This window comes from Aeromicrobium yanjiei (genome assembly GCF_009649075.1).
GTDB lineage: Bacteria > Actinomycetota > Actinomycetes > Propionibacteriales > Nocardioidaceae > Aeromicrobium > Aeromicrobium yanjiei.
This window is the reverse complement of sequence record NZ_CP045737.1, coordinates 2753192-2766795: the sequence shown is the minus strand read 5'-3', so window position 1 is coordinate 2766795 and position 13604 is coordinate 2753192. Positions and strand designations below refer to the sequence as shown.

At 70.6% G+C, this 13604-nt stretch carries 11 protein-coding genes; 5 read left to right on the top strand and 6 right to left on the bottom strand.

All coding sequences use genetic code 11. From position 1 onward, the window contains the following. Nucleotides 1–70: 70 nt before the first annotated feature. The 4 genes from GEV26_RS13595 to GEV26_RS13580 all read left to right on the top strand — a co-directional run bounded on the left by GEV26_RS13595 (nucleotide 71) and on the right by GEV26_RS13580 (nucleotide 5161). Entirely contained in the window at nucleotides 71–415 is a 345-nt protein-coding gene (locus tag GEV26_RS13595; protein WP_153653879.1) for an L-rhamnose mutarotase, read from the top strand. Between the two features lie 91 nt (nucleotides 416–506). Further along, nucleotides 507–1670 (top strand): L-rhamnose isomerase, encoded by a 1164-nt coding sequence (gene rhaI / locus GEV26_RS13590; RefSeq protein ID WP_153653878.1) that lies wholly within the window; start codon nucleotides 507–509, stop codon nucleotides 1668–1670. A 17-nt stretch (nucleotides 1671–1687) separates the two neighbouring features. Next, on the top strand, nucleotides 1688–3739 hold the full coding sequence (locus tag GEV26_RS13585) for a bifunctional aldolase/short-chain dehydrogenase (RefSeq protein ID WP_153653876.1): 2052 nt from the start codon (nucleotides 1688–1690) through the stop codon (nucleotides 3737–3739). 9 nt (nucleotides 3740–3748) lie between these two features. Beyond that, the gene (locus tag GEV26_RS13580) at nucleotides 3749–5161 is read left to right on the top strand and encodes a rhamnulokinase (protein WP_153653875.1); all 1413 of its coding nucleotides are present in this window, start codon (nucleotides 3749–3751) and stop codon (nucleotides 5159–5161) included. A gap of 115 nt (nucleotides 5162–5276) precedes the next feature. Here GEV26_RS13580 and GEV26_RS13575 read toward each other — a convergent pair whose 3' ends face one another. Together GEV26_RS13575 and GEV26_RS13570 are read right to left on the bottom strand one after the other, a co-directional pair. Continuing rightward, a complete protein-coding gene (locus GEV26_RS13575) occupies nucleotides 5277–6515 on the bottom strand; it encodes an alpha-hydroxy acid oxidase (RefSeq protein ID WP_153653873.1) in 1239 nt (412 codons plus the stop codon). A gap of 5 nt (nucleotides 6516–6520) precedes the next feature. Next, entirely contained in the window at nucleotides 6521–7177 is a 657-nt protein-coding gene (locus GEV26_RS13570; protein ID WP_153653871.1) for a GntR family transcriptional regulator, read from the bottom strand. 91 nt (nucleotides 7178–7268) lie between these two features. Between GEV26_RS13570 and GEV26_RS13565 the strand changes: the two genes are divergently transcribed. Beyond that, complete coding sequence (locus tag GEV26_RS13565; RefSeq protein WP_153653870.1) at nucleotides 7269–8180, top strand: NAD(P)-dependent oxidoreductase; 912 nt, start codon at nucleotides 7269–7271, stop codon at nucleotides 8178–8180. A 9-nt stretch (nucleotides 8181–8189) separates the two neighbouring features. On the opposite strand, the gene GEV26_RS13560 is transcribed toward GEV26_RS13565, so the two are convergent. The 4 genes from GEV26_RS13560 to GEV26_RS13545 form a co-directional block, all read right to left on the bottom strand. Further along, nucleotides 8190–9173, bottom strand: coding sequence for an electron transfer flavoprotein subunit alpha/FixB family protein (locus GEV26_RS13560; protein WP_153653869.1), 984 nt, complete (start codon nucleotides 9171–9173; stop codon nucleotides 8190–8192). Continuing rightward, complete coding sequence (locus GEV26_RS13555) at nucleotides 9170–9925, bottom strand: electron transfer flavoprotein subunit beta/FixA family protein (RefSeq protein ID WP_153653868.1); 756 nt, start codon at nucleotides 9923–9925, stop codon at nucleotides 9170–9172. Before GEV26_RS13555 ends, GEV26_RS13560 begins: the two co-directional genes overlap by 4 nt. Before the next feature lies 1 nt (nucleotide 9926). After that, entirely contained in the window at nucleotides 9927–12443 is a 2517-nt protein-coding gene (locus GEV26_RS13550) for a GcvT family protein (RefSeq protein WP_153653866.1), read from the bottom strand. A 170-nt stretch (nucleotides 12444–12613) separates the two neighbouring features. Beyond that, nucleotides 12614–13585 carry an ABC transporter substrate-binding protein gene (locus GEV26_RS13545; protein ID WP_153653864.1) on the bottom strand — a complete coding sequence of 324 codons (972 nt, stop codon included), beginning with the start codon at nucleotides 13583–13585 and terminating at the stop codon, nucleotides 12614–12616. Nucleotides 13586–13604: the final 19 nt, after the last annotated feature.

Below are 13604 nucleotides of genomic sequence, written 5' to 3'. Positions count from 1 at the left end.
CCCGGCCGGCGGCCTCGTGCCGCCGGCCGGGCACCCCCTCACACTTCCCCGGCGAGAAAGGCCCCGTGCGATGCGTCGCGTCTGCTTCCAGCTCCAGGTCAAGCCCGAGCGCATCGAGGAGTACAAGCGGCGCCACGCAGCGGTCTGGCCGGACATGCTCCGAGCGCTGGCCGACACCGGCTGGCACAACTACTCGCTCTTCCTGCGTCCCGACGGCCTGTTGATCGGCTACTTCGAGACCCCGTCCCTGCGGGACGCGCAGGAGGGCATGGCGCGCACCGAGGTGAACGGACGCTGGCAGGCCGAGATGGCCGAGTTCTTCGTCGACCTCGGCGACGCCGCTCCCGACACGGGCTTCCTGGAGCTCGAGGAGGTCTTCCACCTGGAGGACCAGCTGGACCGTCCCACCGCCTGACGTACGTCGGTGGCGGGACGCATGACCGTGTGATTGAATCGATTTAACGCGCAGGCGCCGAGCGGGCGCCGCGGAACGAGAGAAGCAGACGATGACGACTTTCAGCGCGATCAGCGCGCAGCTCGCAGGACAGGCCATCGAGGTCCCGTCCTGGGCCTACGGCAACTCCGGTACCCGGTTCAAGGTGTTCGGCTCGGCCGGCACCCCACGTACGGTCGAGGAGAAGATCGCCGATGCCGCGACCGTCAACCGCTTCACGGGCCTCGCGCCGCTCGTCTCCCTGCACATCCCGTGGGACCTGGTCGACGACTTCGCCGCCCTGCGGCGCTACGCCGAGGATCTCGGCATCGGGCTCGGCACGATCAACTCCAACACCTTCCAGGACGACGACTACAAGCTCGGCGCGCTGACGCACACCGACAAGCGCATCCGGCAGAAGGCCATCGACCACCACCTGGCATGTGTCGACGTCATGGACCAGACGGGCTCGCGCGACCTGAAGATCTGGCTCGCCGAGGGCACGAACTACCCCGGCCAGGGCGACATGCGTGGCCGGCAGGACCGGCTCGCCGAGTCGCTGTCGACGATCTACGACCGCATCGGCGACGACCAGCGCCTCGTGCTGGAGTACAAGTTCTTCGAGCCGGCGTTCTACCACACGGACGTCCCGGACTGGGGCACGTCGTACGTGCAGGTCGCCGCGCTGGGCGAGAAGGCGTTCGTGTGCCTCGACACCGGCCACCACGCGCCGGGCACCAACATCGAGTTCATCGTCGCGCAGCTCCTGCGCCTCGGGAAGCTCGGCTCCTTCGACTTCAACAGCCGGTTCTACGCCGACGACGACCTGATCGTGGGCTCGGCGGACCCGTTCCAGCTGTTCCGCATCATGGTCGAGGTCGTCCGTGGCGGCGGCTACGGCCCCGACAGTGACGTCGCGTTCATGCTCGACCAGTGCCACAACATCGAGAAGAAGATCCCGGGGCAGATCCGCTCGGTCCTCAACGTGCAGGAGATGACGGCGCGAGCGCTGATGCTCGACACCGCAGCGCTCCAGCAGGCTCAGGACGAGGGCGACGTGCTGGGCGCCAACGAGATCTTCATGGACGCGTTCTACACCGACGTCCGCGCCGATCTCGCCGCGTGGCGCGAGGAGCAGGGACTGCCGGCCAACCCCATGCGGGCGTACGCCGAGAGCGGTTACCAGGAGCAGATCGAGGCCGAGCGAGTCGGCGGCACCCAGGCCAGCTGGAACTAGGACACAGGACACCTCACATGACACTGAACTCCACGACATCGGGCACCGCAGCCGAGCTGATCGCGCGGTCCAACCGCCTCGGCAGCGACCCCAAGAACACCAACTACGCGGGCGGCAACACCTCCGCCAAGGGCATCGAGACCGACCCCGTCACGGGCGAGGACGTCGAGCTGCTCTGGGTGAAGGGCTCCGGAGGAGACCTCGGCACGTTGAAGGAGCAGGGCCTGGCCGTGCTCCGGCTCGACCGCATGCGGGCGCTCGTCGACGTCTACCCGGGCCTCGAGCGCGAGGACGAGATGGTCGCCGCGTTCGACTACTGCCTGCACGGCAAGGGCGGCGCCGCGCCGTCGATCGACACCGCGATGCACGGTCTCGTCGACGCGGCGCACGTGGACCACCTGCACCCGGACTCCGGCATCGCGATCGCGACCGCTGCGGACGGCGAGCAGCTGACGCAGACGATCTTCGGCGGGAAGGTCGTGTGGGTGCCGTGGCGCCGTCCCGGCTTCCAGCTGGGCCTGGACATCGCGGAGATCAAGGCGAAGAACCCCGACGCGATCGGCTGCATCCTGGGCGGTCACGGCATCACCGCGTGGGGCGACACGTCCGACGAGGCCGAGAAGAACTCGCTGTGGATCATCGAGACCGCTGCGGCGTACATCGACGAGCACTCGCGTCCTGAGCCCTTCGGGCCCGCGCTGGACGGCTACGCGCCGCTGCCCGAGACCGAGCGTCGCGCCAAGGCTGCCGCCCTCGTGCCGACGATCCGCTCGATCGCCTCGCAGGACAAGCCGATGGTCGGTCACTTCACCGACAGCGACGTCGTCCTGGACTTCCTCGCCTCGTCCGAGCACCCGCGTCTTGCCGCGCTCGGCACGAGCTGCCCTGACCACTTCCTGCGCACCAAGGTCAAGCCGCTCGTGCTGGACCTGCCGTCGGACGCCTCGGTCGAGGACTCGATCTCCCGTCTGCGCGAGCTGCACGTCGCGTACCGCGAGGACTACCAGGCGTACTACGACCGCAACGCGGTTGCGGACAGCCCGGCGATCCGCGGCGCCGATCCGCTCATCGTCCTGGTGCCGGGCGTCGGCATGTTCAGCTTCGGCAAGGACAAGCAGACCGCTCGCGTCGCCGGTGAGTTCTACGTCAACGCGATCAACGTGATGCGCGGCGCCGAGGGCCTGTCGACGTACGCCCCGATCGACGAGGCGGAGAAGTTCCGCATCGAGTACTGGGCGCTCGAGGAGGCCAAGCTGCAGCGCATGCCCGCGCCGAAGCCCCTCGCGACCCGCATCGCGCTCGTGACCGGTGCCGCGTCCGGCATCGGCAAGGCCATCGCCAAGAAGCTCGCCTCGCAGGGTGCGGTCGTCGCGATCGCCGACCTCGACCTGGCCAAGGCTCAGGCCGCGGCCGCCGAGATCGGCGGCACCGACGTCGCGATCGGCGTCCAGGCCGACGTGTCCGACGAGGACGCCGTCCAGGCCGCTGTCGACGCGACGCTGCTGGCGTTCGGCGGTCTTGATCTCGTGGTCAACAACGCGGGTCTGTCGCTGTCGAAGTCGCTGCTGGACACGACCGTCGCGGACTGGGACCTGCAGCACAACGTGATGGCCAAGGGCTCGTTCCTGGTCTCGCGGACCGCCGCGAAGGCACTGATCGAGCAGGGGCTGGGTGGCGACATCGTCTACATCTCCAGCAAGAACTCGGTGTTCGCCGGACCCAACAACATCGCGTACTCGGCGACCAAGGCCGACCAGGCCCACCAGGTGCGCCTGCTGGCCGCCGAGCTCGGTGGCCACGGCGTGCGGGTCAACGGCATCAATCCCGACGGCGTCGTGCAGGGCTCGGGCATCTTCTCCAGCGGCTGGGGCGCGAACCGCGCCGCGGTCTACGGAGTCGACGAGAAGGACCTGGGTGCGTTCTACGCGCAGCGCACGCTGCTCAAGCGCGAGGTCCTGCCGGACCACGTCGCGAACGCGGTGTACGCGCTGGTCGGACCCGACCTGACCCAGACCACCGGTCTGCACATCCCCGTGGACGCCGGCGTCGCCGCCGCGTTCCTTCGCTAGAGGACCCGTATGCACCCCGTCTCCGTCGCCGCCATCGATCTCGGCGCCTCCAGCGGCCGCGTGATGGTCGGCGACGTGGGGCCGGGGCGCCTCGAGCTGCGCGCTGTCGCGCGCTTCGCCAATGAGGTCGTCACCCTCCAGGACGGCCTCCATTGGGACCCCCTCGAGCTCTACCGCCACGCTCTCGACGGACTGTGGACAGCCGTGAGCCAGTCACCCGACGGGCTCGGGAGCGTGGCGGTGGACTCGTGGGCGGTCGACTACGCCCTCATGCGGGACGACCGCATGCTGGGCGTGCCGTTCCACTACCGGGACGAGCGGACGACCGCGGGTGTGGAGCGCATCCACGCCCGGGTGTCGCCGGCCGAGCTCTACGCCCGCAACGGGCTGCAGTTCCTGCCGTTCAACACGATCTACCAGCTCGCGGTCGACCCCCTCGTGGACGAGGCCGACAGGATGCTGCTCATCCCCGACCTGGTCGGCTACTGGCTCACGGGGCGCTCGGTGACCGAGCTGACGAATGCCTCGACGACGGGCCTGCTCGACCCGCGTACCGGCGCCTGGGACCTCGACCTCGTCGAGCGCTCCGGCCTGTCGCCGGCCATCCTCACCGAGCTCGTCGCGCCGGGGGACACCCTCGGTCCGGTGACGCCCGAGGTGGGTGCCCGCATCGGGGCCCCCGGACTGGACGTCACCGTCGTCGGCTCGCACGACACCGCCTCGGCCGTGGTCGGCGTGCCGATGCAGGGCGACGACGCGGCGTACATCTCGTGCGGCACCTGGGGCCTGGTCGGGGTCGAGCTCGACGCGCCGGTCATGACCGAGGACGCGCGCGCCGCCAACTTCACGAACGAGGGCGGCGTCGACGGTCGTACCCGCTTCCTCACCAACGTCATGGGCACATGGCTGCTCAGCGAGACCCTGCGCCAGTGGCGGTCAGAGGGCGACGCCGTCGAGCTGCCCGACGTCCTGCGCGCTGCGGCGGCCGTCACCGACGAGGTCCCGGTCTTCGACGTCCAGGACCCGCGGTTCATGCCGCCCGGTGACATGCCGACCCGGATCGCCGAGTGGTGCGCCGAGCGCGGCGTACGGGCGCCGGCCGGCAAGGCGGCCCTCGTCCGCTCGATCGTGGAGAGCCTCGCGCAGGCGTTCGCCGACGCGCTGGACCAGGCCGCGAAGCTCTCAGGTCGTACGATCCGGACCGTCCACGTGGTCGGCGGCGGCTCGCTCAACCACCTGCTGTGCCAGGCCACGGCCGACCGCAGCGGTCGTACGGTGCTGGCCGGCCCGGTCGAGGCGACCGCGCTCGGCAACGTGCTGGTGCAGGCCCGCGCCCTCGGCGCCGTCGGCGGCACCCTCGAGGACATGCGCGCCCTCATCGCCGCGACCCACGACCTCGTCCGCTTCACCCCTCGCAGCTAGCCACCCGTCCCGCGAGTGGCGCAACCCGTCCCGCGAGTGGCGCAGAAGTGGACGACACGCCGTCTCACAAACTTCACTACGCGCCACTCGCGGTCCTGGTTGCGCCAGTCGGTGGTCAGGGACGGGCGCGGGGGACCAGGCGCTCGAGCTGGGTGACGTGGGCGGGCTCGAGCTCGGCGATCGACGAGGCGCCCAGCAGCTTCATCGTGCGGACGATCTCGTCCTCGAGGATCGCGATCGTGCGGTCGACCCCGGCGCGCCCGCCGGCCATGAGGCCGTAGAGGTACGCGCGACCGATCAGCGAGAAGTCGGCGCCGAGCGCCGAGGCGGCCACGATGTCGGCGCCGGACATGATGCCGGTGTCGACGCCGATCTCGAGGTGGGCGCCCACCTCGCGCTTGACCTCGGGCAGCAGGTGGAACGGGACCGGCGCGCGGTCGAGCTGGCGTCCGCCGTGGTTGGACAAGATGATGCCGTCGACGCCCTGGGTCGCGAGCTGCTTGGCGTCCTGGACGTTCTGCACGCCCTTGATGACGATCTTGCCGGGCCAGATCCCGCGGATCACCTCGAGGTCCGCGTACGAGATCGTCGGATCCATCGCGGAGTCGAGCAGCTCGCCGACCGTGCCGCCGGTCGAGCTCAGCGAGGCGAACTCGAGCTTGGGCGTGGTCAGGAAGTCGTACCACCACCACGGTCGGACTGCCGCGTTGAGGACCGTGCGCAGCGAGATCTGCGGCGGGATCGAGAAGCCGTTGCGCTTGTCGCGCAGGCGAGCGCCCGCGACCGGGGTGTCGACCGTGAACTGCAGCGTGTCGAAGCCGGCCGCAGCGGCCCGGCGGGTGAGCTCGTAGGAGACCTCGCGGTCACGCATCACGTAGAGCTGGAACCAGTTGCGCCCGTGCGGGTTGGCTGCCTTGACCCCCTCGATCGAGGTCGTGCCGAGCGTCGACAGGGTGAACGGGATCCCGGCCGCGCCCGCGGCTCCGGCTCCGGCGACCTCGCCCTCGGTCTGCATGAGGCGGGTGAAGCCGGTCGGCGCGATCGCGAACGGCAGGCGTGACGGCCCGCCGAGGATGGTCGTCGTCGTGTCGACGTCCAGCGCCGGGCGCAGCACGCGCGGGCTGAACTCGACGTCCTCGAACGCCTGACGCGCACGGGCGAGCGACAGCTCGCCCTCCGCCGCGCCGTCGGTGTAGTCGAAGGCAGCCCGCGGCGTACGACGTTGGGCGATGCGGCGCAGGTCGTGGATCGTGAGCGCTGCCTCGAGGCGGCGGCGCTTGGGGCTGAGCACCGGCTTCTTGAACTGCAGCAGGTCGAAGACCTCGCGGGGACGGGGGAACTGGCGCTGCACCATCTGGATCACCTTTCGTGGGTGGCGTCGTAGTGGGCGACCAGGCGGTCGCGGGAGGCAAGGACGTGGGCGCGGGCGAGCCGGCCGGCGGACTCGACGTCGCCGGCGGCGATCGCGTCGAGGATCAGCTGGTGATCCGCGGTGACCTCGCCGACCGAGCGCAGCCCATGCGCCTCGACCTGCGCGATGCCGAGCTCGATCTCGCCCATCAGCAGGTCGTGGAGCCGGGGGAGCCGGGTCGACGTGGTGCCCCGCACCAGCGCCCGGTGGAAGGCGATGTCGCGAGCGGCGTACGACTCGTCGGCCGGGAGGTCGGCGAGCGCCCGGTTGGCGTCGCGGGCCTCCGACGGGGAGGTGGAGGTCGCGGCGAGGAGCTCGACGGCGGCCGCCTCGATCGCGGCCCGGGTCGTGAACAGGTCGTCGATGTCGTCGCGGCCGAGGCGGCGTACGCGCGCCGCGTGGTGCGGCTCGCGCGTCAGGAGGCCGTCGGCGACCAGGCGATCGATCGCGATGCGGGCCGTGGGACGAGCGACGGCGTACGTCGTGGCGACGTAGGCCTCGGTGACGGCGCCGGCCGGTGCGAGCTCGCGGCGCAGGATCGCGTCGCGCAGAGCCGCGACGACGGCGTCGGGGCGGACCGCGGCATCGGTCGGGTCAGCAGGCATGATGGGTCGACGCTACCAGATTGTCAGACAATCCTGGGTGGCGCATGAGGGTGCTGTCGCAGCGAGCTCCCGGTGCCTGCATGATCGAGGCATGGCCCCTCGTACGCTCCATGTCACCGTGCCCGACATCGGCTGGATCGACCGGCTCTCGGATCTCCAGGACGTCGACCTGACGGTCTGGGACTTCTCGGACCCGCAGCCCGAGCGCCACATCGACCTCGCGGTGCGCCCGTACACCGTCGCGGCGGCCGGGCTCGAGACCCTCGACCCCTCACGCCTGTCCGTCATCCAGTCACAGGCGCTGGGCTACGACGGGGTCGCCGAGACCCTCCCCGCGGGCATCACCTACTGCAACGCGGTCGGCGTGCACGAGGCCTCGACCGCCGAGCTGGCCGTCGCGCTGCTGCTGGCCTCGCAGCGCGAGGTCGACCGGTACGCCCGCGAGGCCGGTCAGTGGAACCGCCGCTTCACCGCCAGCCTGATCGACCGGCGGATCCTGCTCGTCGGGACCGGCGGGATCGGCGCAGAGCTGGAGAAGCGCCTCGACGGCTTCGACGCCGAGATCGTCCGGGTGGCGACCCACCGGCGAGAGGACGATCGTGGCGTGGTCCACGGCAACGACGAGCTCGCGTCCCTGCTGCCCACGGTCGACGCGGTCGTGCTGGCCGTGCCCCTGACCGACCGGACCGAGGGCATGGTCGACGACGCCTTCCTCTCGGCGCTCCCCGACGGGGCGATCGTCGTCAACGTCTCGCGCGGCAAGGTCGCCGACACCGACGCGATCGTCCGTCAGGGCGGCCGCATCCGGTTCGCGGCAGACGTCACCGATCCCGAGCCGCTGCCCGCGGACCATCCGTTGTGGAGCGTCCCCGGCGTCCTCATCTCCCCGCACGTCGGGGGCATGTCGTCGGCGATGCAGCCGCGCATCGACGCGATCGTCCGCGCCCAGGTGAAGCGCCTCCTCGAGGGGCGCGAGCCCGAGCTCGTGGTGGTCAGCGGCTGAGCCGGCAGCTCAGCCCCGCCGCCGGCGGAGCTCCTCGTTGATCGCCGGCACGACCTCGTGCAGATCGCCGATCACGGCGTAGTGCGCCTGGGTGACCATCGGGGCGTCCGGGTCGGTGTTGATCGCCAGGATCGTCTTGGCGCTCTGGCAGCCAGCCCAGTGCTGGATCGCCCCGCTGATGCCGCACGCGACGTAGAGATCCGGCGAGATGCGGCTGCCGGTCTGGCCGACCTGCTCGTGGTGCGGGCGCCAGCCCAGGCTCGTCACGACGCGGGAGACGCCGAGCGCGCCACCCAGCAGGTCCCTCAGCTCCAGCAGGTCGGTGAATCCCTCGGCACTGCCTGCACCCCGTCCGGCCCCGACGACGACCCTCGCACCAGTGAGTGCGGAGGTGTCGTCGCCCTCGGCCTTCTCGGTGCGCACCACCCGGGTCGACAGGTCGGCGTCGGTGAGCGTGGGCACGTACGTGCGGACGTCGGGTGCGCCGGGGTGCGCCGCGGGTGCGGGCTCGACCGCGTGCCCGGCGACCGCGACGACAGCGACGTCGCCGTCCAGCCGCATGCGCTCGAAGACCCCGCCGCCCATGACCTGGCGGGACACGACGAGCGGGTCGGTGTCCTCGACCGCGACGACGTTCGCGGCCATCAGGCAGTCCATGCGGGTGGCCACGTGCGCCAGCACCTCCATGCCGCGCGGGGTGCCGGAGGCGACGACGAGCCGGGCCGCCGCGGACGTGGCGGCGTCCACCACGGCAGCGGCCCAGGCGGCAGCGCCGTAGGGCGCGAGGCGTTCGTCGTCGGCGTGGTGCAGGACCGCGACGCCCTGCTCACCGAGCTGGGCGAGGGTTGCGGGTGCGTCGGGCAGGGGGCCGAGGGCGACGGCCTCGACCTGCTGGTCGCCCATCCGCTCGGCCGTCGTCCGGGCGAAGGTCAGCGCCTCGCGGGAGGTCAGGGTCACACCTTGCGCGTCGGTCTCGACGAGGACGAGGATCATGACGACACCACCCCGATGCCGACCAGCATGTCCACGACGGCCTTGGCGGCCTCGGGCCCCTCGCCGAGCACCTCGACCGTGCTCGGCTTCTCCGGAGGGGAGGTCAGCCCGAGCCGCTGGCTCGTGGGCGACACGCTCGTCGAGATCGTCTCGATCGGCAGCTTCTTGGCCTTCATGCGGCCCACGATCGAGGGGTAGCGCGGTGCGACGCCGCCCTCCTGGATCGCGATCACGGCCGGGCACGGCAGCTCGTAGATCTCGTCGCCGTCGGGGCCCGAGCCCCGCGCGGTGAGCCTCTCGCCGTCGATCGTGAGGGTCGAGATGCCGGTGACGACCGGGCGTCCGAGGGCGTACGCCAGCCGGACCCCGACCTGGAAGTCGCCGCTGTCCGCCGCGTCGTTGCCGACCAGCACGAGCCCGAAGTCCTCGCCGCGGACGAGCTCGGCGACCGCCGCGGCGACGTCGGCGGGTCCGAACGCCTCGGAGTCGGCCTCGATGTGCACCGCGCGGGTGCACCCGAGCGCGATCGCGTCCCGGAGCTGCTCGACCGCGTCGGCCGGGCCCAGGGTCAGCACGGTCGCGGTCCCGCCGCTCGCCTCGGCGACCTGGACCGCGATCTCGATGGCCGCCTCCTCATGGGGGCTGATCGTGTGCCCGACGTGCCGGGCGTCGACCGACATCCGGTCATCGGACAGCAGCACCTGGGTGGAGGTCTCGGGCACGCGCTTGATGCAGACCAGGACGTCGGTCATGTCAGGCCCGGACCCGGTCGTTGCTGGGGTCGAACAGTCCGGTCGCGTCCGCCGAGCCGACCGTCACGGGATAGCGCTCCTCCATGTAGTCGACTGCCAGCCGGGTGCCGACGACAGCCTGCTCGGGCGGGAGGTAGGCCATGAGGAGGTGCTTGCCGAGCGACGGCGCCGAGCCGGCCGAGGTCACGTAGGACCGGCGGCCGCGGCCGTCGATGAGAGGCTCGCCGTCGGGGGTCACGACGGGCTCGCCGCCCAGCATGTAGCGCTCGACGCCGCTGGCCGAGGTGTGGTCGTCGACCGCGAGGGTGCACATCACCGCCAGCGGGTCCTCGCCGCGCTGCTTGACGTACGCCTCGCGGCCGATGAAGTCGGCGTCCTTGACCTTGGGCCGCTGCATCCCGGCCTCGACGATGGTCCGCTCACTGTCCAGCTCGGCCCCGTACGCCCGGTAGCCCTTCTCGATGCGCCCCGTCGTCCCGTAGACGCCGATGCCCACCGGGACGAGGCCGTGCGGGCGCCCGGCCTCGCTGACCTGGTCCCAGAGGCGGGCGCCGCCCTCCATGGGGACGTACAGCTCCCAGCCGAGCTCGCCGACGTACGAGATGCGGGACGCCAGGACCTGGGTCGAGCCCAGCTCGATGTGGCGGCACGTCCCGAACCCGAACGCGTCGTGCCCGATGTCGCTGTCGGTCAGCGCGCCGAGGACGTCGCGGGCCCGGGGGCCCCACACGCCGATGGTCGTGAACGCCGAGGTCTGGTCGCTCACCTGTGCCGAGCCGTCGGCGGGCATGTGGTCGCGGAACCACTTGCGGTCGAGGTTGCCGTGCGCGCCACCGGTGACGACGCGGAAGTGTGACTCGCCGAGCCGCATGATCGTCAGGTCCGCGCGGTAGCCGCCGCGCTCGTCGATGACGGGGGTGTAGACGACGCGACCCGGTGCGACGTCCATCTGGGCGACCGCGATGCGTTGCACGGCGTCGAGTGCGCCGGGGCCCGTGACGTCGAAGAGCGAGAACGCCGACAGGTCGACCAGCCCCGCGCGCTCGCGCATCGCGAGGTGCTCGGCGTTGATGATCGGCGACCACCAGCGGGCGTCCCACTCGTGGGCCCGCGGCATGACCGCATCGCCGTAGTCGCCGAGCAGGGCCTCGTTCGAGGCGTACCAGTGCGGACGCTCCCATCCGGCCGTCTCGAAGAACGTCGCCCCGAGCTCTTGCTGCCGGGCGTGCATCGGCGCGAGGCGGGCCTGCCGATCGCTCTGCCACTGCTCGGAGGGGTGCACGATGCCGTACGTCTTGTTGAAGCCCTCGCTGGTGCGCGCCGCGACGTGCTGCTTGGTCTGCTGGTGCGGGTAGAACCGCGCGATGTCGGACTGGTGGATGTCGATCTCGGGATTGCCGTCGGTCATCCACTCGGCGACCGCGCGGCCGACGCCGGGACCCTCCTTGATCCACACCGCGGCGGCCGACCAGAGGCCCTTGACCTCGGGCGTCTCGCCGAGGATCGGGCTGCCGTCGGGGGTCAGCGACAGCAGACCGTTGATCGCGTAGCGGATCTCGACGTCGGGGTTGCCGAGCACCTCGGGCATCAGCTCGAGGGCCTCCTCGAGCTGCTGATCGAAGTCGTCGGCCGTGAACGGCATCTCGGTCGGCGACAGCTTGGACTGCTCGATCGAGGGGATGTCGTCGGGGTCGTGCAGGATCGCGCGGTGGGCGTACGAGCCGACCTCCATGTCGCCGCCGTGCTGTCGCTCGTAGCAGAACGTGTCCATGTCACGGACGATCGGGAACGAGATCTCGCCGACCGTGCCGGCGAGCTGGGGGACCGGCCCGACGCTGATCATCTGGTGCACCGCAGGCGTCAGCGGGATGTGCGCCCCGGCCATCCGGGCGATGCGCGGGCTCCACACGCCGCACGCGATCACGACCGTCTCGGTCTCGATGTCGCCGCCGGACGTGCGCACGCGGCGGATGCGGCCGCCCTCGACGTCCAGTCCCTCGACCTCGACGGTCGGCACGACCTGCAGGGCACCGAGCTCCAGCGCGCGCTCACGCATGATCGTGCCCGCCCGCAGGGAGTCGACCACGCCGACGCTCGGGGTGTAGAACGCGCCGACGATGACCGATGGATCCAGGAACGGGACCTTCTCGGCCACCTGCTCCGGCGTCACGATCTCGGAGGGGATGCCCCAGGCCTTGGCCGACGACATCCGCCGCCGGAGCTCCTCCATCCGCTCCTCGGTGCGGGCCACCTCGTAGCCGCCGGACTCGGTGAAGACGCCCATCTCCTGGTACTGCCTCATGCTGTCGAGCGTCAGGTCCGTGATCTCGCGGGAGTGGTCCACCGGGAAGATGAAGTTCGACGCGTGCCCCGTGGACCCGCCCGGATTGGGCAGCGGCCCCTTGTCGATCTGCACGATGTCGCGCCATCCGAGCCGGGCGAGGTGGTAGACGAGGCTGTTGCCGACGATGCCGGCGCCGATGACGACCACGCGTGCGCTGGAGGGCAGCTCTGCCATGGGATGACCCCTTCGATCGTTGCGAAAGACGCAACATGGTTCGCTATGCGAGACAAGGTGGGTCCATCGTGTGCCCGCCGCTCCGGGGTGTCAAGGGTCGCGGGGCTCCGGACGCACCGCACCCCGGGAGTGCGGCTCCCGGGGTGCGGCGATCGTCGTGCGGGGTGGCCTCAGCCGAGCCAGGTCTTGACCGTGTCGGGGTTGGCGTCGATCCACTTCTGCGCCGCGTCGTCGGGGTCCATCTTGTCCTCGGCGATGTACTTGGCGACCAGGTTCTGGTCGTCATTGGTCCAGGTGAAGTTCTTGACCACGTCGTACGCCGGGCTGCCGGACTCGGAGAACTTCGTCGCCACGATCTTCTTCAGGTCCGTCTCGGGGTAGTCGCACGCGACCTTCGCGGCGTCCGCATCGCAGCCCTCGGTCCACTCCGGCAGGTTGACCTTCTGCAGGTCGACCTCCGACAGGAACCACTGCGGAGCGTAGAAGTAGCCCAGGAGCGGCTTCTTCTGCTTCTCGGCCTGACGGAAGGCCGTGATCAACGCGGCCTCGCTGCCGGCGTACACGACCTTGAAGTCCAGCTTCAGGTTCTTGACGAGCGCCTCGTCGTTCGTGACGAACGACGGGTCGCCGTCGAGCATCTGACCCTTGTCGCCGGACTCGGAGGTCTTGAACTCGCTCGCGTACTTGTTGAGGTTCTTCCAGTCCGTGATGTCGGGATACTTCTCGACCATCCACGGCGGGACGTACCAGCCGATCTGGCCCACGTTGCCGTTCGGGCCGGCGTCGATCGCGGACTTGTCGCCCTCGATGTACTTCTTCTCCAGGGCCGGGTGCCCCCAGTCCTCGATCACGACGTCGACCGTGCCCTTGCCGAAGCCCTGCCAGGCGACCTCCTCCTTGAGGTCCTTGTACTCCACCTTGCACCCCAGCTCGTTCTCGATGACCTTGCCGACCACGTGCGCGGAGGCCTCGTAGCCCACCCACGGGTTGACGGCCATGTTGACGGTCTGGTCGCACTTCTTGCCGCCCGAGGACCCGGTGTCGTCCTCCTCGATGTCTCCGCCGCCACACGCAGACAGGGTCAGCAGGGCGCTGGCGGCGATGACTCCGGCCAGACGCACCCGTCGTGTCGTTGTTCTCATCTGTGCTCCTTCATCTGGT

Coding starts and splice junctions, on each gene's coding strand:
- GEV26_RS13595 (WP_153653879.1), top strand. CDS start 71: ATGCGTCGCGTCTGCTTCCAGCTCCAGGTCAAGCCCGAGCGCATCGAG.
- rhaI (WP_153653878.1), top strand. CDS start 507: ATGACGACTTTCAGCGCGATCAGCGCGCAGCTCGCAGGACAGGCCATC.
- GEV26_RS13585 (WP_153653876.1), top strand. CDS start 1,688: ATGACACTGAACTCCACGACATCGGGCACCGCAGCCGAGCTGATCGCG.
- GEV26_RS13580 (WP_153653875.1), top strand. CDS start 3,749: ATGCACCCCGTCTCCGTCGCCGCCATCGATCTCGGCGCCTCCAGCGGC.
- GEV26_RS13575 (WP_153653873.1), bottom strand. CDS start 6,515: ATGGTGCAGCGCCAGTTCCCCCGTCCCCGCGAGGTCTTCGACCTGCTG.
- GEV26_RS13570 (WP_153653871.1), bottom strand. CDS start 7,177: ATGCCTGCTGACCCGACCGATGCCGCGGTCCGCCCCGACGCCGTCGTC.
- GEV26_RS13565 (WP_153653870.1), top strand. CDS start 7,269: ATGGCCCCTCGTACGCTCCATGTCACCGTGCCCGACATCGGCTGGATC.
- GEV26_RS13560 (WP_153653869.1), bottom strand. CDS start 9,173: ATGATCCTCGTCCTCGTCGAGACCGACGCGCAAGGTGTGACCCTGACC.
- GEV26_RS13555 (WP_153653868.1), bottom strand. CDS start 9,925: ATGACCGACGTCCTGGTCTGCATCAAGCGCGTGCCCGAGACCTCCACC.
- GEV26_RS13550 (WP_153653866.1), bottom strand. CDS start 12,443: ATGGCAGAGCTGCCCTCCAGCGCACGCGTGGTCGTCATCGGCGCCGGC.
- GEV26_RS13545 (WP_153653864.1), bottom strand. CDS start 13,585: ATGAGAACAACGACACGACGGGTGCGTCTGGCCGGAGTCATCGCCGCC.